The sequence below is a fragment of the Nonomuraea sp. NPDC048916 genome (assembly GCF_040649575.1).
In the GTDB taxonomy this organism is placed as follows: domain Bacteria; phylum Actinomycetota; class Actinomycetes; order Streptosporangiales; family Streptosporangiaceae; genus Nonomuraea.
Map to the genome: position 1 here is coordinate 32823 of NZ_JBEZFS010000004.1, position 20172 is coordinate 52994.

Below are 20172 nucleotides of genomic sequence, written 5' to 3' on the forward strand. Positions count from 1 at the left end.
TCATGGAGATCAGGGGAGCACGGGAGCGGGCGTTCACCATCTCGTTCACCAGGAAGGGCGTGCCGCGGGCCCGCGGCGCCGCGATGCGGCTGGCCCGGGCGCAGGGCATGCCGCCCGAGCGGGTGATCGACCTGGCACTGGTGGTGAACGAGGCGATGGTCAACGCGGTCGCCCACGGCGGCGGGCGCGGACGGCTGCGCATGTGGCGCCAGGACGGCGCCCTGCTGTGCGAGATCGAGGATCACGGCCCCGGCATCCCCGCGCGCCAGTTGGACCGGACCGGGCCGCCGCCGCCGTCCTCGCTGGGCGGCTGGGGCATTTGGCTGATCCGCCGCCTGGCCGATAAGGTCGCCCTTACGACCGGCCCGGACGGCACCGCCGTACGCATCGCGATGGACCTTTCTGAGCGCGAGCGCGCTGTGCCGTAAAGGCCCATTCAGTTCTGGTAGGCGGGCGGGTGAACACGGATTCTGGTGATGCGGCCCCCCCATCGTTGCTCGTCACGTTCTTCGCGGAGAGCAGCCTGGCCGACACGCGCGCCGCTGCCCAGCACCACGCGCGCGAGCAGGGGCTGACCGGCGAGCGGCTCGAAGACTTCGTCATGGCGGTCAACGAGTGCCTGGTCAACGTCCTGGCCCATGGAGGCGGGCAGGGCCGGCTGCGCCTGTGGCGAGAGGGCGACACCCTGCTCTGCGAGGTCAGAGACTCCGGCCCCGGCATCCCCTCACGCTTCCTCGACGAGTCCGAGCTGCCGGCGCCCTCGCAGCTCGGCGGCCGCGGGATCTGGCTGATCCGGCGGCTCACCGACGGCGCCGTCTTCGCGACCGGCTCCGCCGGCACCACCGTCCTCATCGCCAAGAAGCTCACCGCCGGCAAACCCGTCCCAGGGCAGCCCGCCGCGGGCAAGCTCGCCACCGGGAAGGTCCCCACCGGAAACCCCGCCGCCGGGACACCGCCGGGTGACGCCGGCGAGCCGTTCCGGCCCGCCGGCGGATCGGCCGACCGCGCCTGACGTCGGCCCCTGCGCCTCCAGGCGACGTCCATGGGGATCCAGGGATGTCCGGACAGGTCGCGATATGGTGCCGGTCATGGGGCTCCGCAGTGCGCGCTGGTACTCAGGTAACGACAGGAACTCCTACATCCACCGCGCCTGGATGCGCCGCGGCCTGCCGGACGAGGCGTTCGACGGCGGCCGGCCGCACATCGCGATCGCCAACACCGCCTCCGACCTCACCCCGTGCAACTCCCACCTGAACGAGGTGGCCGAGAGCGTCAAGCAGGGCGTGTGGGCGGCCGGCGGCGTCCCGCTCAACCTGCCCGTCGTCTCCCTGGGCGAGACCAGCGTCCGGCCCACCGCGATGCTCTGGCGCAACCTCGCCGCCATGGCCACCGAGGAGATGCTGCGCGCCAACCCCGTCGACGGCGTGGTGCTGCTCGGCGGCTGCGACAAGACGATCCCGTCGCTGCTGATGGCCGCCGCCTCGGTCGATCTGCCCGCGGTCGTGCTGCCGGGCGGCCCGATGCTGACCGGCCACTTCCGCGGCGTCCCGCTCGGCTGCGGCACCGACGTGTGGCGGCTCAGCGAGGAGGTGCGCGCCGGCACCCTGTCCCGCGAGGCGTTCCTGCGGTCGGAGTCGTCGATGATCCGCAGCCGCGGCCACTGCAACACGATGGGCACCGCCTCCACCATGGCCTGCGTGGCCGAGGCCCTCGGCATGACCATCCCCGGCACCGCCGGCACCCCCGCCCCCGACAGCAGGCTGCTCGAACGCTCCCACGAGACCGGCGGGCTCGCCGTCGAGCTGGTGCGCCGGGGCCGCCGCCCGAGCGACGTGATGACCCGGGGCTCGTTCCTGAACGCGATCGTGACCCTCGCCGCGATCGGCGGCTCCACCAACGCGGTCGTCCACCTGCTGGCCATCGCCGGCCGCCTCGGCGTCCGGCTCGCCCTGGACGACTTCGACCGCACGGGCGCCGGGGTGCCGCTGCTGGCCGACCTCCAGCCCGCCGGGCGCCACCTGATGGACGACCTGTTCAGGGCGGGCGGGCTGCTCGCCGTCCTGAAGGAGGTCGAGGACCTGCTCGACCCCGCCGCGCCGACCGTCACCGGCAGGCCGCTGGTCGAGCATCTCGCCGACGCCGCCATCTGGGACGAGACGGTCATCAGACGGCGCGCCGACCCGCTGCTGCCCGACGCGGGCATCGCGGTCCTGCGCGGAAACCTCGCCCCCGACGGCGCCGTGATCAAACCCGCCGCCGCCTCGCCCGAGCTGCTCCGGCACCGCGGCAGGGCCGTCGTCTTCGACAGCGTCGAGGACGTGTACGCCCGGCTCGACTCGCCCGACCTGGACGTGGACGAGACGTCCGTGCTGGTGCTGCGCGGCTGCGGGCCCAGGGGCTACCCGGGCATGCCGGAGGTCGGCAACCTGCCGCTGCCCGCCAAGCTGCTGGCCAAGGGGGTGCGCGACATGGTGCGGATCAGCGACGCCCGGATGAGCGGCACCGCCTACGGCACGGTCGTCCTGCACACCGCGCCGGAGGCCGCCGCGGGCGGGCCGCTGGCCAGGGTGCGCACCGGCGACCCCATCGTGCTCGACGTGGCCGCCCGCCGGCTCGACGTGGACCTGCCCGACGGCGAGCTGGCCGCCCGGGAGCCGGTCATGACCGGCCAGGCCAGACCCGTACGCGGCTGGGAACGCCTTTACGTCGACCACGTCACCCAGGCCGACCGGGGAGCCGACCTCGACTTCCTCACCGGGTCGAGCGGCGACGGAGTGGGACGCGAATCCCACTAGGCAAAGAGTCACTCCGCCGTGCGCGGAATCGTCTCGCCCGGGTACGGGGTTACGACACCATGTGATCGGTTTTCGACGGTACGAGGAGGAAGACGTGGGCGGCGACATCACCCAGAGCCACGAGTGGGCGGCTCTGGCCAAGCACCACGAGGAGCTGGCGGGCAGGCACCTGCGGGAGTTGTTCGCCGAAGACCCCGGCCGCGCCGGGCGGATGACGCTGACCGCCGCCGATCTCTTCCTCGACTACTCCAAGCACCGGGTGACCGACGAGACCATCGACCTGCTGGTGGCGCTGGCCGAGCGGGCCGGGCTGCGCGACCGCGTCGAGGCCATGTTCGGCGGCGAGCACATCAACGTCAGCGAGGACCGGGCGGTGCTGCACGTGGCGCTGCGGATGTCGCGCGCCGCGGGGCTCGTCGTCGACGGCCAGGACGTGACCGGCGACGTGCACGCGGTGCTCGACAGGATGAGCGCCTTCGCCGACCGGGTCCGCTCGCGGGAGTGGCGGGGCGCGACGGGGCAGCCGATCACGACCGTGGTCAACATCGGCATCGGCGGCTCCGACCTCGGCCCGGCCATGGCCTACGAGGCGCTGCGCGACTACGCCGACGCGGGCGTCCGGGCCAGGTTCGTCTCCAACGTCGACCCGGCCGACATCACCCGCAACCTCGCCGGGCTCGACCCCGCGAGCACGCTGTTCGTGATCAGCTCCAAGACGTTCACCACGCTCGAGACGCTCACCAACGCCAAGGTCGCCCGCGACTGGCTGGTCGGCGCGCTCGGCGAGGACGCCGTCGCCAGGCACTTCGTGGCCGTCTCCACCAACGCCGCCAAGGTCGCCGAGTTCGGCATCGACACCGACAACATGTTCGGCTTCTGGGACTGGGTGGGCGGGCGCTACTCCTACGACGGCGCCATCGGCCTGTCCCTGATGCTCGCCATCGGGCCCGGCCGGTTCCGCGAGATGCTGGCCGGGTTCCGCGCCGTCGACGAGCACTTCCGCCACGCGCCGTTCAGGGCCAACATGCCCGTGCTGCTCGCGCTGCTCGGCGTCTGGTACACGAACTTCTTCGGCGCCGAGACCAGGGCCGTGCTGCCCTACAGCCAGCGGCTGCACCGCTTCCCGGCCTACCTGCAGCAGCTGACCATGGAGTCCAACGGCAAGTCCGTGCGCGCCGACGGCGGGCCCGTCACCGCCGCCACGGGCGAGATCTTCTGGGGCGAGCCCGGCACCAACGGCCAGCACGCCTTCTACCAGCTGCTCCACCAGGGCACGCGGCTGGTGCCCGCCGACTTCATCGGCTTCGCCGAGCCGTACGAAGACCGCGAGGGCATGCAGGACCTGCTCGCCGCCAACCTGTTCGCGCAGACGTCGGCGCTGGCGTTCGGCAAGACCGCCGAGGAGATCGCGGACGAGGGCACCGCGCCCGCGATCGTCCCGCACAAGGTGATGCCGGGCAACCGGCCCACGTCCACGATCCTGGCGCCCAAGCTCACCCCCTCCACGCTGGGCCAGCTCGTCGCGCTCTACGAGCACGTCGTGTTCGTCGAGGGCATGATCTGGGGCATCGACTCCTTCGACCAGTGGGGCGTCGAGCTGGGCAAGAAGATGGCGCTCGACCTGGCGCCCGCGCTCACCTCCGAGGAGCCGCCGGTGGGCTTCCCCGACCCGTCCACCGAACAGCTCGTGCGCAGATACCGGGAGCTGCGCGGCCGGCGCCCCTGACCCGCCGCGAGGGGGCGTGCCCCGCGCCCGTTGACGGCCGGGCCCCGCCCGTCCGACGATCGCAGGCATGCCCCTCATCCCGGTATCCGGCCGCGACCACACCTGGGCGGCGCTCACCCCGGCCACCGCGTACGTCTTCGGCGTCGAGACAGGCGAGGAGACCCGAGTCGTCCAGCGCTACTGGGGGCCGCGACCGCCCGTCGCGGCCCTGTGCCAGCTCACCGGGCTCCCGCCGGGCGGGATCACCACCGGCTTCCTCGACCCCGCCGACGCCGGCGAGCTGCTGCCCGTCGACGGCGGGCGCCGCTGGGGCGTGCCGTCGCTGCAGGCCGTCTACCCGGGCGGCGTGCGCTCGGTGGAGCTCCACTTCGAGGAGGCCGTCCGCGGCGAGAACGAGCTCGATCTGGTGCTGCGCGACCACGACTACGGCCTGCGCGTCGGCCTGCACATGCGCGTCTTCGACGACTGCGACGTCATCGAGCGGTGGGTGAGCCTGACCAACGAGTCCGGTCAGGCCGTCCGCCTGCGACGGGCCGACTCCGGCAGCTGGGTCATCCCCGAGCAGGCCGGGTTCCGTTACACCGGCGTGGCGGGCGGATGGGCCCGCGAGACCCACCCGCACCACGGCGAGCTGCCGATCGGCGAGACGACGTTCACCAGCAGGACCGGCACCACCTCCCACAAGGCCAACCCGTGGATCATGATCGGCGACGCCACCGAGACCACCGGGCGGGTCTGGAGCGTGGCGCTCGCCTGGAGCGGCTCGTGGCGGCTCACCGCCCAGCGCCGCCCCGAAGGCGACGTGACGGTCAGCGCCGGGTTCGGCCACGAGGGCCTGTCCTGGCCGCTCGCCCCCGGCGCGACCCTGCGCACACCGCCCGCGCTCGGCCTGCACACCGACGGCGGCCACGGCGCCGCCAGCAGGGCCTGGCACGACTACGCCCGCAGGCACGTCCTGCCCACCCCGGCCGAGGAACGGCCCGTGCTCTACAACTCGTGGGAGGCCACCTGGTTCGACGTCACCGAGGAGGGCCAGCTCGACCTCGCCCGCCGGGCCGCCGCCCTCGGCGTGGAGCTGTTCGTCGTGGACGACGGCTGGTTCGGCCGGCGCACCGACGACACGCGCGGGCTCGGCGACTGGTGGCCGGACCCCGACCGCTTCCCGCGCGGCCTCGGCAGGCTCTTCGCCGGCGTCCGCGAGCTGGGCATGCTGGCCGGGCTCTGGGTCGAGCCCGAGATGGTCAACCCCGACAGCGACCTCTACCGCAAGCACCCCGACTGGGTGCTGCACTATCCGGAACGCCGCCGCGACACCATGCGCAACCAGCTCGTGCTCAACTTCGCCCGCGACGACGTGCGCGCCTGGGCGCTCGGCTGGCTCGACCACCTGGTCCGCGAGTACGACCTGGCCTACCTCAAGTGGGACATGAACCGCAGCTTCAGCCAGGCCGGCTGGGCCGAGGGCGGCGACCTGCTCTGGATCGAGCACACCAGGGGCGTCTACGCGATCATGGACGAGCTGCGCCGGAGGCATCCGCGGCTCAGGATCGAGTCGTGCTCCGGAGGCGGCGGCCGGATCGACTTCGGCGTGCTCCGCCGTACGGACCAGGTGTGGACCTCCGACAACACCGACGCCCGCGACCGGCAGCCGATCCAGCAGGGCTTCTCCTACCTCTACCCGGCCAGTGCCATGTCCTGCTGGGTCACCGACAGCCCCAACCCGATCACCGGCCGGGAGGTGCCGCTGCGCTACCGCTTCCACGTGGCCATGGCCGGCACGCTCGGCATCGGCGGCGACCTGACCCGATGGAGCGCCGAGGAGCTGGAGGAGGCGCGGCGGCTGGTCGCCGGCTACAAGGCGGTGCGGCCGGTCATCCAGCACGGCGTCCTGCACCGGCTGGACGGCACCCCCGGCAGCACCGCCTCGGCCGTGCAGTACACCCTCGGTGACCGGGTCGTCGTGCTCGCCTACAACCCGTACACACCGGACAGGCGGCCGCCCCGGCGGCTGCGGCTGGCCGGGCTCGACCCCGACGCCGTCTACGAGGACGCCGACGGCGCCCGCCTGCACGGCGCCACCCTCATGCACCACGGGCTGGTTCTGCCGACCTGGCATCACGCGGGCGGCGACTACCGGAGCGAGATGGTGGTATTGCGGCGGACATAAGACGAACATGTGGACATGAACATCATGGAACTCCTGGAGCAGTCGAAGGACGCCGCGACGGTGAAACGCGTTTTCGGCGACCCGATCCAGCAGGGCGACGTCACCGTCATCCCGGTCGCCCGGGTCGGGCAGGGCGGCGGTGGCGGGATGGGCAGCGGCAAGGGCGAGCACGCCGAGCAGGGCGGCGGGGGCGGCTACGGGCTCAGTGCCACGCCGGCCGGGGTGTTCGTGCTCAAGGACGGCGACGTCTCCTGGCGGCCGGCCGTCGACGTCAACCGCATCGTGCTCGGCGGCCAGGTGGTCGCCGTGGTGCTGCTGCTGACCGTCCGGGCCATCGTGCGGAAGCGACGCCGGCGTTAGGGCCTCCCCCCTGGCCCGCCTGCGGGTTTAGCACGGATACGGGCCGGTCATAGTCGGATGTGCGGATTGACGTCCCGTCCGACATGTGCGGGGCAGACCGGGGGGTCGCGATGGGCTTGCTGAACGACGCGCTGGAGGCGCACGGCCGGCTCGCGCGCCGGCGGGACCCGACGACCGTACGGGTGGCGCCCGACGACCGCGCGGGCGGCGCACGGCCGGCTCGCGCATCGGCGGGGGCGACGCGATGACGCCGGTTGACCGGCGCGACCGGCATCTGACGCTCGTCACCGGCGCCGCCGGCACCACCGGCGGCGTCGGCCGGGCCGTGGTACACGATCTGCTGGCGCGCGGCCTGCCGGTGCGGGCCTTCGTCCACCGGGAGGACGCGCGGGCCGACGCCCTACGCGCGGCCGGGGCCGAGGTCGTCGCCGGTGACCTCACCCGGGCCGGCGACGTCAGGCGCGCGCTCGACGGCTGCCGCCGCCTGTACTTCGCGATGTCCGTGTCGCCGCGATACCTGGAGGCCACGGCCGCCGCCGCTGCCGCCGCGCTCGACCAGGGCCGGCTGGAGATCTTCGTGAACATGTCGCAGATGACGGTCTCGCAGATGGACCTGACCAGCGTCGCCGAGTCCGACCAGCACCGGTCGCAGTGGCTGGGCGAGCAGGTGCTCAACTGGTCGGGACTGCCGGTCACGCACATCAGGCCCACGGTCTTCATGGAGAACCCGCTGTTCCGGATCATCGCCGCGAGGTCGATCCGGCAGGACGACGAGATCCGGCTGCCCTTCGGATCCGGCCGCACCTCCCCGGTCGCGGTCCGGGACGTCGCCGACGTGATCACGGCCGTCCTGACGGATCCCGGACGCCACGCCGGCCAGGTCTACGAGCTGACCGGGGCCGCCTCACGCGATCTCACCGCCATCGCCGCGGAGTTCAGCGCGGCGCTCGGCCGGCACATCACCTACGTGGACGTGCCGTACGACGACTGGGCCAGCGGGGAGCTCGCCGGGCTGGACCTTCCGGCGCACGTCCACGACCACCTGGCCACCATGGCGCGTCTCCACGCGCAGAACCGGTACGACCGCGCGACGCGCGACGTCGAGAGGCTCCTCGGCCGGCCCCCGTCGACCATCCAGGACTTCGTCACCCGGGATCCGGCGCCCTTCACGGAGCGCTAGGCGCGTGGTCGCTAGGCGATCGTGACGCCGAGCAGGTGGCCGAGCCCGTACGTCACGGCCGCCGCGCCGACGCCCAGCCCCAGCTGGCGCAGGCCGCCCAGCCACCACGGCCGGGCGGTCAGCCGGGCGACCGCCGCGCCGAACCCGAACAGCGCCAGCACGCTCAGCACCAGCGCCACCGCCAGCCCCGATGCCCCGAACAGGAACGGCACCAGCGGCACCAGCGCCCCGGCCGCGAACGCGCCGAAGGACGACGCGGCGGCCAGGTAGGGCGAGGGCAGGTCGTCGGGGTCGACGCCCAGTTCCTCGCGCACGTGCACGCGCAGGGCCTGCTCCGGATCGGCCGACAGCCCCGCCGCCACCTGGTCGGCCAGCTCGGCGTCCAGGCCGCGGGCCCGGTACAGCGCTGCCAGCTCCGCCTGCTCGCCCTCGGGGTTGCGGGCCAGCTCGCGGCGTTCCACGGCGATCTCCGCCCTCATCAGCTCCGTCTGCGACTTCACCGACGTGTATTCGCCCGCGGCCATCGAGAACGCCCCGGCGGCCAGGCCCGCGAACCCCGCCAGCACCGCCGCCTGGCCCGCGCCCGCCGCGCCCACCACACCGGCGATCAACGCGAAGTTGGAGACGAGCCCGTCCATCGCCCCGAACACCGCCGGCCGCAACCACCCTCCGGACACGTCCCGGTGATGGTGGTGCCGCTCCGGGGAGTGCGGCTGGTCGAGCTCGATGGTCATGAAAGTCCCCTCCTAATCACAACTCGTCTAGAAATTTAGGCATATTTCCGTACGTGTCGCAACGAAGGGGAGGCTTGCCTGACCTGCGCTTCTGTACTTTCGTGACACTGTGTCACGAAACTATGAGCGAATACCACGAACTCCCCGGCCGTCCCTGAACCCCCGCCCCGGAGCGACCGCGGGCGGGCACGCGCGAACGGCCGGGGACGACGAGGTCACTCCCGGCTGGGGCCGGGCGGGTCAGGCGTGGCTGGGGACGGCTCGCTCGTCCCGAGTGGCCTCGGCCGCGCCGACTGGGCCGACCACACCGACTGGGCCGGCTGGGCCGGTGTCGCGGATCAGCGTCGTGCAGTCGCCGATCGCGCCCGCCAGCAGCTCGCGCAGCAGTTTGTCCGGGTCGGGAATGCAGGCCTGCACGATCCCGACCACCGCGAGCTGGACCGCGTTGGGCGCGGCGTAACGGCGGAAGCCCTTCTCGGTGATCTTCGCCGCACGGCTGAACCGTCTGGCCTGCTCGGCGGCGTACGGCACCTGAGCCATCGCCTGCCGGCTCGCCTCGCTCATCCGGCCCGACGGCGCCCCGTCGAGCCTGGCCAGCATCTCCTCGGCGGCCAGGACCGACACCGCCAGGGCGAGCTGGCGTTCGGCCGCCGCCACCGGCAGCGCGGCCGTCGCGCAGCGCAACGCGATCCGCGCGTCCACGCGCAGGTCGTCACTGGCCAGGCCGATGATCGACGGGACGAGCCCGACGAGCTCGGCGCGGCTGTCGTCGTCGACGTTGTCGTTGACCAGGCGGGCGAGAGCGGCCAGCAACGGGTGCGTGCAGGCCGGGTGATCGCTCCACCGCTCTCCGGCTAGGTAGGACGCCAGCTCCATGAAGCAGGCACCACGCTTCGGATTACGATGCCTACCTCGGGACAGAACCGGCATATGATCTAGGTAGTTGTCCACGGGTGCTCCTACTTCCACGGATCGCCGTTCTTCCAGTCTGCGCCGTCGATCGCCCGGACGCCAGTGATGGACCGCGAGGGACCGGTGTGGCGCGCGGGATAACGCGCGCGGAACGTTGATCAAAAGGTGGCGCCGTTCCGGACGACCCCGTGCTACGTTGCCGACACTTCCCGACTTGAGCACCGCGCGGCACACCGGACGTCGCCGCCGCGGGCTTCTCACTTGGATGGGGGCCAACGGTGAGGCAGGCACTTCTGCTCTTGGTCGCGGCGACGCTGTGCTGGGCGCTGCCTGCCGTGGGCGCGTCCGCCGCCACCGCGGCCGCGGAGGAGGCCGGCGGGCGGGTGGTCTTCATCGGCGTGCCCGGCCTGCACTGGGACGACCTCGACCCGACGACCACCCCGCACCTGTGGCGGCTCGCCGGGCAGAGCGGGCTCGGCTCGGTCTCGGTCAAGACCCTCGGCACCGTCACCTGCCCCTACGACGGCTGGCTGACCGTCTCGGCCGGGGTGCGCTCCGCCGTCGGCCACGGATGCGGGCTGCCGCCCGAGCCCGACCTCCAGGGCACGGGGGCGAAGGTCCCCGGCTTCAAGGACCTGCTCGGCGAGCGCGACGGCACCTACGCCGGCACCCTCGGCGAGGCCGTGCACACGGCGGGCCAGTGCACCGCGGCGGTCGGCAGGGGCGCGGCCCTGGCGCTCGCCGACCGCCAGGGCGCCGTCGACCTCTACGCGCCGGAGCCGGCCGGCCTGGCCGACTGGTCACGCTGCAAGGTCGTCGCCGTGGACGTGGACGAGCTGATCAGCCCCTACCTGACCGACGGCAAGCTGCCCAAGGAGCCCGACGCGCTCGGCCCCGCGCGCCGCCAGGAGGCGGTGCGCGCCGCCGACGCCGAGGTCGGGGCCGCACTGGCCAGGGTCCCCGCCGATGCCGAGGTGGTGCTCGCCGGGATCGGCGACCACGGCTCGGTGCCGCACCTGCGGGTCGTGATGTGGAAGCGTCCCGGAGCGGCCGGGGCCTTCGTCGGCACCACCTCGACGAGGCGCGAGGACATGGTGATCCTGCCCGACATCGCGCCCACCGTGCTGACCGCCGCGGGCATCTCCGTCCCGCCGACCGTCGTCGGCGTGCCGTGGGCGCTCGGCCGCGCCACCGGGCTCGACGAGGCCGCCGCCGACCTGCGCATAGCCGACCTGGCCGGCACGACCGTGCGGCTGACCACCGGCGTGTTCTTCACCGCGTTCGCCATCAGCCAGGTCGCCTTCTACGCGGTGGCCTACTTCCTGCTGGCGCGGCGCAGGCGGCCGATGGCCGTGGGCGTGGTCGCGCTGGGGCTCGCCTCCATCCCCGTCTCGACATACCTGGTCAACCTGCTGCCGTGGGCGCGCGGCGACCACCCCGTGGTGGGGCTGGTCGGCGGGGTGCTCGGCCTGGCCGGGCTCATCCTGCTGGCGGCCATGGCGGGGCCGTGGCGGCGCCACCCGCTGGGGCCGCCCGCCGTGGTCGCCGCGGTCACCGCGGCCGTCCTGCTCGGCGACCTGCTCACGGGGACGACGCTGCAGTTCAACAGCCTGATGGGTTACACCGCCGTGGTCGGCGGGCGCTACCACGGGCTGGCCAACATCCCGTTCGCGCTGCTGGCCACGGCCGTGCTCATGGTGACCGCGGTCGCGGCCGACCACCTGGTGCGCGCCGGGCGCAACCGGCTCGCGGTGGCGATCGTCGCGACGCTCGGCGTGGCCACGATGCTGCTGGCCGGCTGGCCGGGCATCGGCAGCGACTTCGGCGGCGTGATCGCGTTCGTTCCCGGCATCGCCGTCACGGCGCTGCTCGTGGCCGGCAAGCGGGTCTCGATCCTGCGGCTCGCCGGGTTCTGCGTGCTGGGCGGACTGGCCGTGTCGGTCATCGCGGTGCTCGACCACCTGCGCCCGCCCGGCTCGCAGACGCACCTGGGCCGGTTCGTCGGGCAGGTGATCGACGGGACGTTCCTGCCCATGATCGGCCGCAAGCTCGGGGCCATGCTCAACACCATGCTCTCGCCCAACCTGATGCCGATCGTGATCGCCGGCCTGGCGTTCCTGATCTTCGCGCTGCTGCGGCCCGGGCAGGCCAGCGCGGGGCTGCTGCCCCAGGCGTTCGCGCGCGCCCCGATGCTGCGTGCCGGGCTCATCGGGGCGCTGGTCAGCGGTGTGGTCGGGATGCTGGTCAACGACTCGGGCACGGCCGTGCTGTCGATGGCCGTGGCGCTGGCGGTGCCCCTGGTGCTCTACGCGGGGCTGCGCTCACCCGAGCAGCCGGAGCCGCTCGGCGGCGAGCGCGACGAGCCCGGTGAGCCCAGTGCGCGCGGTGAGCCCGGTGAGCGCGGCGAGCGTGCTCCCCGGGCCGATCCCGTGCCGGGTCAGGCCTGAACAAGATCTGAAATTTTCTTTTAGTTTATCTCCAAGTCTTGAAAGTAATAGCCACGGGCGATTGAGTTCGGTCGTGCAGACCCTCCGTTACGCGGCCGCGGCCGCCGCGATCGTCTTAGGCATCGCGGCGCCCGCGCTGGCCGATCCCACGCCCCCGGCAGAGGACACGCTCACGGCGTCGTCCTACCCACCCCCCTCGACCCTGCTCGCCGCCGCCTCCGGGGAGCGCCTGGAGACCGACAGGAAGACCAGGCCCGTCGCCCCCGGCATCTCGCTCACCTCGTTCGACCGCTACGACGCGCTCGGCTGGCTCCGCGCCGACGCGCTCACCGCCGACCTCGGCAGCGCCAGGGCCGACTACGTGTTCTCGGGCGAGGTGTCCAAGACCGAGCCGCTGTCCGGCCCGGCCAACCGCGCCCGCGCCGTCGCCGCCGTCAACGGCGACTTCTTCGACATCAACAACTCCGGCGCCGCCCAGGGCGTCGGCGTCCAGGACGGCTCGCTCGTCCAGTCGCCCGTCGCCGGCCACGACAACGCCGTCGCGGTCACGGGCGACGGCGTCGGACGGGTGCTGAAGATGTACTTCGAGGGCACCGCCACCCCCGGCGGCGGCTCCCCGATCACGCTCACCCAGTTCAACCAGCTCGTCCAGGCGGGCGGGGTCGGCCTGTTCACGCCGCTGTGGGGCTCCTACACGCGGGCCCGCGCCGTCGAGGGCGCCGCCGCCGTCACCGAGGTCGAGCTGGTCGACGGGGTCGTCACCGAGGTACGGCAGGCCGCCGGCAGCGGTCCGATCCCCGCGGGCACCACGATCCTGCTCGGCCGCGACGCCGGGGCCGCCGCGCTGGCCGGGCTCCGGGCGGGCGACCGCGTCGACGTGACGTACCGGCCGAGGGCGTCCGACGGCGGCGCGGTCAAGGCCGCCGTCGGCGGCAACCACGTCCTGGTCAAGGACGGCGTGGTGCAGAACTCGGCCGACCCGGCCGCGCACCCGCGCACCGCGGTCGGCTTCTCCGCCGACGGCCGCACGATGCACCTGCTGACCGTGGACGGCCGCCAGGCCGACAGCCGCGGCGTCACGCTCAACGAGCTGGGCGCGATGATGGCCGAGCTGGGCGCCGCCGACGCGCTCAACCTCGACGGCGGCGGCTCCTCGACCCTGCTCGCCCGCGAGCCCGGCTCGGCCGAGGTGCGGGTCGAGAACAGCCCGTCCGACGGCGGCGAGCGGCACGTCCCCAACGGCCTGGCCCTGTTCGCGCCCGAGGGCAGCGGCAAGCTCAAGGGATTCTGGCTGGAGACCGCCACCGACCCCGCCCGCGCGCCCGGCGCCTCGCCCGTCGCGGGCGGCCGTCCCGACCGCGTCTTCCCCGGTCTCACCAGGCTGCTGACCGCCGCCGGATACGACGAGACGTACGGCCCCGCCGCCGGAACCCCGTCCTGGAAGGCCGCCCCGATCGCGCACGGCGTGATCCGCGACGGGAGGTTCCACGCCCTGGTGCCCGGCCGCACGACCGTCACCGCCTCCCGCGACGGCGCCAAGGGCACGCTGGAGCTCACCGTCCTCCAGCCCCTGCGGCGGCTCGGCATGACCGCCGACCGGGTCGGCCTGGCCGGAGCCTCGGGCACGGCCACGTTCGGCGTGGTCGGCTACGACCGCAACGGCAACTCCGCGCCCATCGAGCCCGACGACGTCACCCTGTCCTACGACCGCGACCTGTTCGAGGTGACGCCGTCCGAGCACGGCTACTTCACCGTACGGGCCAAGCGGGACACCGGGTCGGGGCTCATCACGGCCAAGGTGGGCAAGACGAGCGCCGCCGTGCCCGTCACCGTGGGCTTCGAGGACCGGCCGGTGGCCGACTTCGAGGACGCCGCCTCCTGGACGTTCGCCGCGGCCCGGGCCACCGGCTCGCTGTCGGCGGCGCCGGGACAGAGCGGGGGCGGGCTCAGGCTGGCCTACGACTTCACCCAGTCCACCGCGACCCGCGCCGCCTACGCCAGCCCGCCGCGGCAGCTGGAGATCCCGGGCCAGCCGCAGGCGTTCGGGCTGTGGATCAACTCCACCGGCAAGGGGGAGTGGCCCAGCCTGGAGTTCTACGACGCCCTCGGGCAGTCGCAGATCCTGCGCGGCCCGTACATGACCTGGACCGGCTGGAAGTTCGTCGAGTTCGCCGTGCCCGCGGGCGTCAACTACCCGCTCAGGCTGCGCCGCTTCTACGTGGCCGAGACGAAGGCCGACCAGAAGTACACCAACGAGATCCTGATCGACGGGCTGGTGGCCAAGGTGCCGCCGTCGATCGAGGCGCCGGCCGCGGCGAAGGTGGCCGACCCGGTGGTCCGGCCCGAGGTGGCGACGATGCCGTGGCGGTTCGCGGTCATGTCCGACGCCCAGTTCGTCGCGCGCGACCCGGACAGCGACATCGTCCGCAACGCCCGCCGCACCCTGCGCGAGATCAAGGCGGCCGCGCCCGACTTCCTGCTGATCAACGGCGACCTGGTGGACGAGGCGTCGCCGGAGGACTTCGCGCTGGCCAAGAGGATCCTCGACGAGGAGCTGGGCGGGACGCTGCCCTATCACTACGTGCCCGGCAACCACGAGGTGATGGGCGGCAAGATCGACAACTTCAGGGCCGTGTTCGGCGACACGTACCGGACGTTCGACCACAAGGGCACCCGGTTCGTCACGCTGGACACCTCGCGGCTCAACCTGCGGGGCGGCGGCTACGAGCAGGTCGCCCTGCTGCGCTCGCAGCTCGACGCGGCGGCCCGTGACGCGTCGGTCGGCTCGGTGGCGGTGCTGTTCCACGTGCCGCCGCGCGACCCCACGCCCGGCAAGGGCAGCCAGCTCGGCGACCGCAAGGAGGCCGCCCTGGTCGAGGGCTGGCTGGCCGACTTCCAGCGGACGACCGGCAAGGGCGCGGCCTTCATCGGGGCGCACGTCGGCACCTTCCACGCCGCGCGGGTCGACGCGGTGCCGTACTTCGTCAACGGCAACTCCGGCAAGAACCCGGCCACCCCCGCGGACGACGGCGGGTTCACCGGGTGGTCGCTGTGGGGCGTGGACCCGGTGAGCGCCCAGGAGGCCGAGCACGTCAGGCGCAACTGGTTCGTGGACGCGCCCACCTGGATCGGCACCCAGGTCCGCCCGCACGTGGACGAGCTGACGCTGACGGCGCCCGCCTCGCTCCCCGTGGGCGGCACCGGCTCCGTCACGGCCACGGTGCGTCAGGGCGCCCGCGCGGTGCCCGCCGCCCATCCCGTGTCCGTGGAGTGGTCGGGCTCGGCCGGCCTGCACGTCGGCTCGCGTTCGACGGCCGGCAGCCGGCACGTCGCCGTCCTCGACCCGGCCACGGGCACGCTCACCGCGCTGCGCGAGGGCCAGGTCACGGTCACGGTGACGGTCAGCGGCGTCGGACGCGAGGCGGTGATCGCGGTGGCGGCCAAGGCCGCGGCCTGACCCGGGCCCGTGCGAGGGCGGGTTTTTCGGGCCCCGGTTCGCCCGGTGACGTCGTGGATCCCGGGCGAACCGGCGATCCCGCCCGCCGCGGCGGGTGATCCAGACCCGCACGAGGGTAGGAGCGGCGCGAGATCCGGCCGGAGAAGGGGGCGCGTGCGTGAGTACGGGGGCACTGTTGCGGGAGGCGCTGCGGGCGGAGCTGCCCGCGGCCAAGGCGCTGAGGCGGGAGCTGCACGCGCAGCCGTGCCTGTCGGGGCGAGAGGGGCCCACCCTCAAGCTGGTGCTCGACGCGCTGACGGGCGGGCTGGTCGAGTACGTGGCCGACACCGGCGCCGTGGTCAGGATCGGCGGCCCGGGCCCGTCGGTGGCGGTGCGCGGCGAGCTGGACGCGCTGCCCATCGCCGAGCGCACCAGCGTCCCGTGGGCCTCCGCGAACGGCGCCATGCACGCCTGCGGCCACGACGTTCACCTGGCCGCCGTCGTCGCCCTGGCCCGCGCGGTGGACAGGGTCCGCGCCGCCGGGGAGTCCTGGCCGGGCACGGGCACCGACGGCCAGGCCTGGGGGCCGAGGGCGCTCCCGGTGGCGGGTCCCGGCCCGGCCACGGTGGCCCCGCTGCTCGTCGTCCTGCAGCCCCGCGAGGAGGGCTATCCCTCGGGCGCCTGGGACGTGGTCGAGTCGGGGGTGCTCCACCGCCACCAGGTCCGGGCCATGATCGGCGCGCACGTGCAGCCGGTGCTGCCCGCCGGCATGGTGTCGTGCACCCCCGGCCCGGTCAACGCGTCGGCCGACGAGTTCGAGCTGACGATCAGGGGCTCGGAGGGGCACGCCGCCTATCCGCAGCTCGCCCGCGACCCCGTCGTGGGCCTGGCCCAGGTCATCGTGGCCGTGCAGCAGCTCGTCAGCCGCGCCGCCGACCCGATGGTGCCGACCGTGGTCACCTTCGGCACGATCAACGCGGGAACGGCGCCGAACGCCATCCCGGCCAAGGCCACGGCGCGGGGGACGCTGCGGGCGATGTCCGAGCGGTGGCGCTTCGAGCTGCACGACCGGTTCACCCAGATGGTCGAGGACGTGGCCAGGGCCTTCGGCTGCCACGCGGAGGTGCGCGTGCTGATCGGTGAGCCGGTGCTCGCCAACGACGAGGAGCTGGCCATGCAGGCGGGGGAGCTGTTGCGGCACGGGGGCAGGACGGTCACCGAGGAGCTGCGCTCGTGCGGCGCGGACGACTTCGCCTACTACGCGTCGGTGGCGCCGTCGCTGATGATGTTCGTCGGGGTGGACACGGTGTCGGGGCTGCACAGCGCGGAGTTCCTGCCGGGCCCGGCGGCGGTCGAGGACGTGGCGGAGGCGCTGCTGGCCGGCTATCTCACGGCGGCGGATCGGCAAGAACCCGGGGAATGACGTCCTCCGGCAGCATGGTCAGAGGAGGCGCTCACCACGCCCCGCCCGGCCGACCCTTTAGGCTCGGCGGGGATGAATCTCGCGCATTTCACCCCCGGCGCGGGCCGCCTCGAACCCCGGGCAGCCCTCCACTCCGACGCACCCGCCCTCGACCTCAACGGCGTCTGGCGCTTTCGCCTGTCACCGGTCGCGCACGTCCCCGAGGACTTCGCCGACCCCGGCTACGACGACTCGGGCTGGGACGAGCTGCCCGTGCCGTCGCACTGGCCGCTGCACGGCCACGGCGCCCCCGCCTACACCAACGTCTCCTACCCCTTCCCCCTCGACCCGCCGCACGTGCCGACCGAGAACCCGACCGGCGACTACCGGCGCGCCTTCGACCTGCCCGCCGGCTGGAGCGGCGGCCGGCTGCGCTTCGAGGGCGTCGACTCCTACGCCCGGGTCTGGCTCAACGGTCACGAGCTGGGTTACTCCACCGGCAGCCGGCTGCCCGTCGAGTTCGACGCGGGCCCGAGCCTGAGGCCGGGACGCAACGTGCTCGCCGTGCGGGTCCACCAGTGGTCGGCCGCGAGCTACCTGGAAGACCAGGACATGTGGTGGCTGCCGGGCATCTTCCGCGACGTGACACTGACCCGTTCGGCCGCCGACGTCTTCGTGCGCGCCTCCTACACCGGCGGGCGCGGCACGCTCGCCTTCGACGGCTCCGGCCGGCTGTGCGTCCCCGAGCTGGGCGTCGCCGATCTCCCGGCCGGCACCGAGATCACCCTCGACGTCGAGCCGTGGACGGCCGAGACGCCCCGCCTCTACGACGCGGTGGTGACCCTGCCCGACGAGTCCGTACGGCTGCGCGTCGGCTTCCGCACCATCTCCATCGAGGACGGCGTCCTGCTCGCCAACGGGCGCCCCCTGCTGCTCAAGGGCGTCAACCGGCACGAGTTCCACCCCGAGCACGGGCGCGCGGTGACGTACGCGACCATGCGCGAGGACGTGCTGCTGATGAAGCGGCACAACGTCAACGCCGTCAGGACCAGCCACTACCCGCCGCACCCGGCCTTCCTCGACCTCTGCGACGAGCTCGGGCTGTGGGTGATCGACGAGTGTGACCTGGAGACGCACGGCTTCGGCCAGGTCGGCTGGCGCGGCAACCCCGCAGGCGACCCCCGCTGGGCCGAGTCGTGCCTCGACCGGATGCGCCGCATGGTCGAACGGGACAAGAACCATCCCAGCGTGATCATGTGGTCGCTCGGCAACGAGGCGGGCGTGGGGCGCAACCTCGCGGCCATGGCCGCCTGGACCCGCGAGCGCGACCCGTCCCGGCCGATCCACTATGAGGGCGACCTGTCCTGCGCCCACACCGACGTCTACTCGCGGATGTACGCCACGCACGCCGAGGTCGAGGCCATCGGGCTCGGCACGGAGGAGCCGCTCGCCGACCCCGTCCTCGACGCGCGCCGCCGCGCGATGCCGTTCCTGCAGTGCGAGTACGCCCACGCCATGGGCAACGGGCCCGGCGGGCTGGCCGAATACCAGGAGCTGTTCGAACGTCACCCTCGGCTGGCCGGCGGGTTCGTCTGGGAGTGGATCGACCACGGGCTGGCGCACCCGGCCCTCGGCCACGCCTACGGCGGCGACTACGGGGAGCCGCTGCACGACTCCAACTTCGTGATCGACGGGCTGGTGTTCCCCGACCGGACGCCGTCGCCCGGGCTGCTGGACCTCAAGAAGGTGTTCGAGCCGGTCCGGTTCGAGTTCTCCGGCCGTGTGGTGCGGGTCCGCGACCTGCACGGGTTCCGGGACCTGTCACACCTGGCCTTCCTCGGCGTCGTCGAGGCCGACGGGGTGCCGGTCGCCGAGCTCACGCTCGACGTGCCGGCCACCGGCGGCGAGGTCGAACTGCCCGCGCCGTCCGCCTGGCTCGATGGGGAGGGCGAGCGGTGGCTGACCGTCCGCGCCGTGCTGGCGGCCGACGAGCCCTGGGCCGAGGCGGGCCACGAGGTGGCCTGGGCCCAGTCCCGCCTGTCACCGCCCGTCCCCACGCCGCCCCCGGCCGGTCCGCACCCGGAACATCGCGACGGCCGCCCGGACATCGCGGACGCCGATCCGGAAAACCCGGCCCCGGCCACGCTCGCGGAGCCGGGTGTGGTCGTGGGGGAGGTGGCCGTCGGCGGTGGCGGCTTCGACCCGGCCACCGGGCGGCTGGTGCGGCTGTTCGGCATCGACGTCGAGGGACCGCGGCTGGAGCTGTGGCGGGCGCCGGTCGACAACGACCGGTACGGCGGGCTCGAACGGACCTGGCGGCGGCTCGGCCTGCACCGGCTCACGCACCGGGTGGACACCGTGGAGACCGGAGTCGGCCTGGTCGTGCGCACCAGGGTCGCGCCCGCCGCCACCGACCTCGGGATGCGCGTCACCTACCACTGGACCCAGGCGGGCGACGGGCTCCGGCTGGCCGTGGACATCGTTCCCGAGGGGGAGTGGGCCGAGCCCATCCCGAGGCTCGGCGTCGTCATGGCGCTGCCCGCGTCCTTCGGGCAGGTCACCTGGTTCGGCGGGGGCCCCGGCGAGGCGTACCCCGACACGGGCCTGGCCGCCAGGGTCGGCAGGTGGTCCGCCACCGTCGAGGAGCTGCAGACGCCGTACGTCTACCCCCAGGAGAACGGTCACCGGGCCGGCGTCCGCTGGGCGGAGCTGACCGGCTCCGGCCAGGGATTGCGGATCACCGGCGACCCGGTGTTCGGGCTGACCGCCCGGCGCTGGACCACGACCGACCTCGAACGCGCCCGCCACCGGCCCGACCTGGTGCCGGGCGAGCGCGTGCACGTCAACCTGGACCTCGCCCAGCAGGGCGTCGGGACCGCCAGTTGCGGCCCCGGCGCCCTGCCCCGGTACGACCTCAGGCCGGCGGAGACGACCTTCCGCCTCCGCTTCGACCCGATGTGACGTCCCGGCGGCCGGCCCCGTCCCGTCACAGGTCCGGCCGGCGGACCGCCGG

At 73.6% G+C, this 20172-nt stretch carries 14 protein-coding genes; 12 read left to right on the forward strand and 2 right to left on the reverse strand.

Going from position 1 to position 20172, the window contains the following annotated elements:
• Positions 1-2 precede the first annotated feature (2 nt).
• The 8 genes from AB0C16_RS04675 (at position 3) to AB0C16_RS04710 (ending at position 8228) form a co-directional block, all read left to right on the forward strand.
• Positions 3-428 carry an ATP-binding protein gene (locus AB0C16_RS04675; RefSeq protein WP_357678864.1) on the forward strand — a complete coding sequence of 142 codons (426 nt, stop codon included), beginning with the start codon at positions 3-5 and terminating at the stop codon, positions 426-428.
• A gap of 29 nt (positions 429-457) precedes the next feature.
• On the forward strand, positions 458-1012 hold the full coding sequence (locus tag AB0C16_RS04680) for an ATP-binding protein (RefSeq protein WP_357678866.1): 555 nt from the start codon (positions 458-460) through the stop codon (positions 1010-1012).
• Between the two features lie 76 nt (positions 1013-1088).
• The gene (locus AB0C16_RS04685) at positions 1089-2795 is read left to right on the forward strand and encodes an IlvD/Edd family dehydratase (protein ID WP_357678868.1); all 1707 of its coding nucleotides are present in this window, start codon (positions 1089-1091) and stop codon (positions 2793-2795) included.
• A 94-nt stretch (positions 2796-2889) separates the two neighbouring features.
• On the forward strand, positions 2890-4521 hold the full coding sequence (gene pgi / locus AB0C16_RS04690) for a glucose-6-phosphate isomerase (RefSeq protein WP_357678869.1): 1632 nt from the start codon (positions 2890-2892) through the stop codon (positions 4519-4521).
• A gap of 67 nt (positions 4522-4588) precedes the next feature.
• Positions 4589-6688: an alpha-galactosidase gene (locus AB0C16_RS04695; protein WP_357678870.1), complete on the forward strand. Its 2100-nt coding sequence runs from the start codon at positions 4589-4591 to the stop codon at positions 6686-6688.
• Positions 6689-6703: 15 nt separating this feature from the next.
• Positions 6704-7048, forward strand: a complete 345-nt coding sequence (locus tag AB0C16_RS04700; protein WP_357678872.1) for a spore germination protein GerW family protein — start codon at positions 6704-6706, stop codon at positions 7046-7048.
• 110 nt (positions 7049-7158) lie between these two features.
• The gene (locus tag AB0C16_RS04705; protein WP_357678874.1) at positions 7159-7296 is read left to right on the forward strand and encodes a hypothetical protein; all 138 of its coding nucleotides are present in this window, start codon (positions 7159-7161) and stop codon (positions 7294-7296) included.
• Complete coding sequence (locus tag AB0C16_RS04710) at positions 7293-8228, forward strand: NAD(P)H-binding protein (RefSeq protein WP_357678876.1); 936 nt, start codon at positions 7293-7295, stop codon at positions 8226-8228. Before AB0C16_RS04705 ends, AB0C16_RS04710 begins: the two co-directional genes overlap by 4 nt.
• Positions 8229-8239: 11 nt before the next feature.
• Here AB0C16_RS04710 and AB0C16_RS04715 read toward each other — a convergent pair whose 3' ends face one another.
• Both AB0C16_RS04715 and AB0C16_RS04720 read right to left on the reverse strand, forming a co-directional pair.
• Positions 8240-8962, reverse strand: a complete 723-nt coding sequence (locus AB0C16_RS04715; RefSeq protein WP_357678878.1) for a VIT1/CCC1 transporter family protein — start codon at positions 8960-8962, stop codon at positions 8240-8242.
• Positions 8963-9202: 240 nt separating this feature from the next.
• Positions 9203-9838 (reverse strand): hypothetical protein, encoded by a 636-nt coding sequence (locus AB0C16_RS04720; RefSeq protein ID WP_357678880.1) that lies wholly within the window; start codon positions 9836-9838, stop codon positions 9203-9205.
• A gap of 314 nt (positions 9839-10152) precedes the next feature.
• Here AB0C16_RS04720 and AB0C16_RS04725 point away from each other — a divergent pair, with 314 nt between their 5' ends.
• The 4 genes from AB0C16_RS04725 to AB0C16_RS04740 all read left to right on the forward strand — a co-directional run bounded on the left by AB0C16_RS04725 (position 10153) and on the right by AB0C16_RS04740 (position 20120).
• Positions 10153-12321: a hypothetical protein gene (locus tag AB0C16_RS04725; protein WP_357678881.1), complete on the forward strand. Its 2169-nt coding sequence runs from the start codon at positions 10153-10155 to the stop codon at positions 12319-12321.
• A gap of 73 nt (positions 12322-12394) precedes the next feature.
• Positions 12395-15778: a phosphodiester glycosidase family protein gene (locus AB0C16_RS04730; RefSeq protein WP_357678883.1), complete on the forward strand. Its 3384-nt coding sequence runs from the start codon at positions 12395-12397 to the stop codon at positions 15776-15778.
• 157 nt (positions 15779-15935) lie between these two features.
• Positions 15936-17180 carry a M20 family metallopeptidase gene (locus tag AB0C16_RS04735; protein ID WP_357678885.1) on the forward strand — a complete coding sequence of 415 codons (1245 nt, stop codon included), beginning with the start codon at positions 15936-15938 and terminating at the stop codon, positions 17178-17180.
• Positions 17181-17252: 72 nt separating this feature from the next.
• Positions 17253-20120, forward strand: a complete 2868-nt coding sequence (locus AB0C16_RS04740) for a glycoside hydrolase family 2 TIM barrel-domain containing protein (protein WP_357678887.1) — start codon at positions 17253-17255, stop codon at positions 20118-20120.
• Positions 20121-20172: the final 52 nt, after the last annotated feature.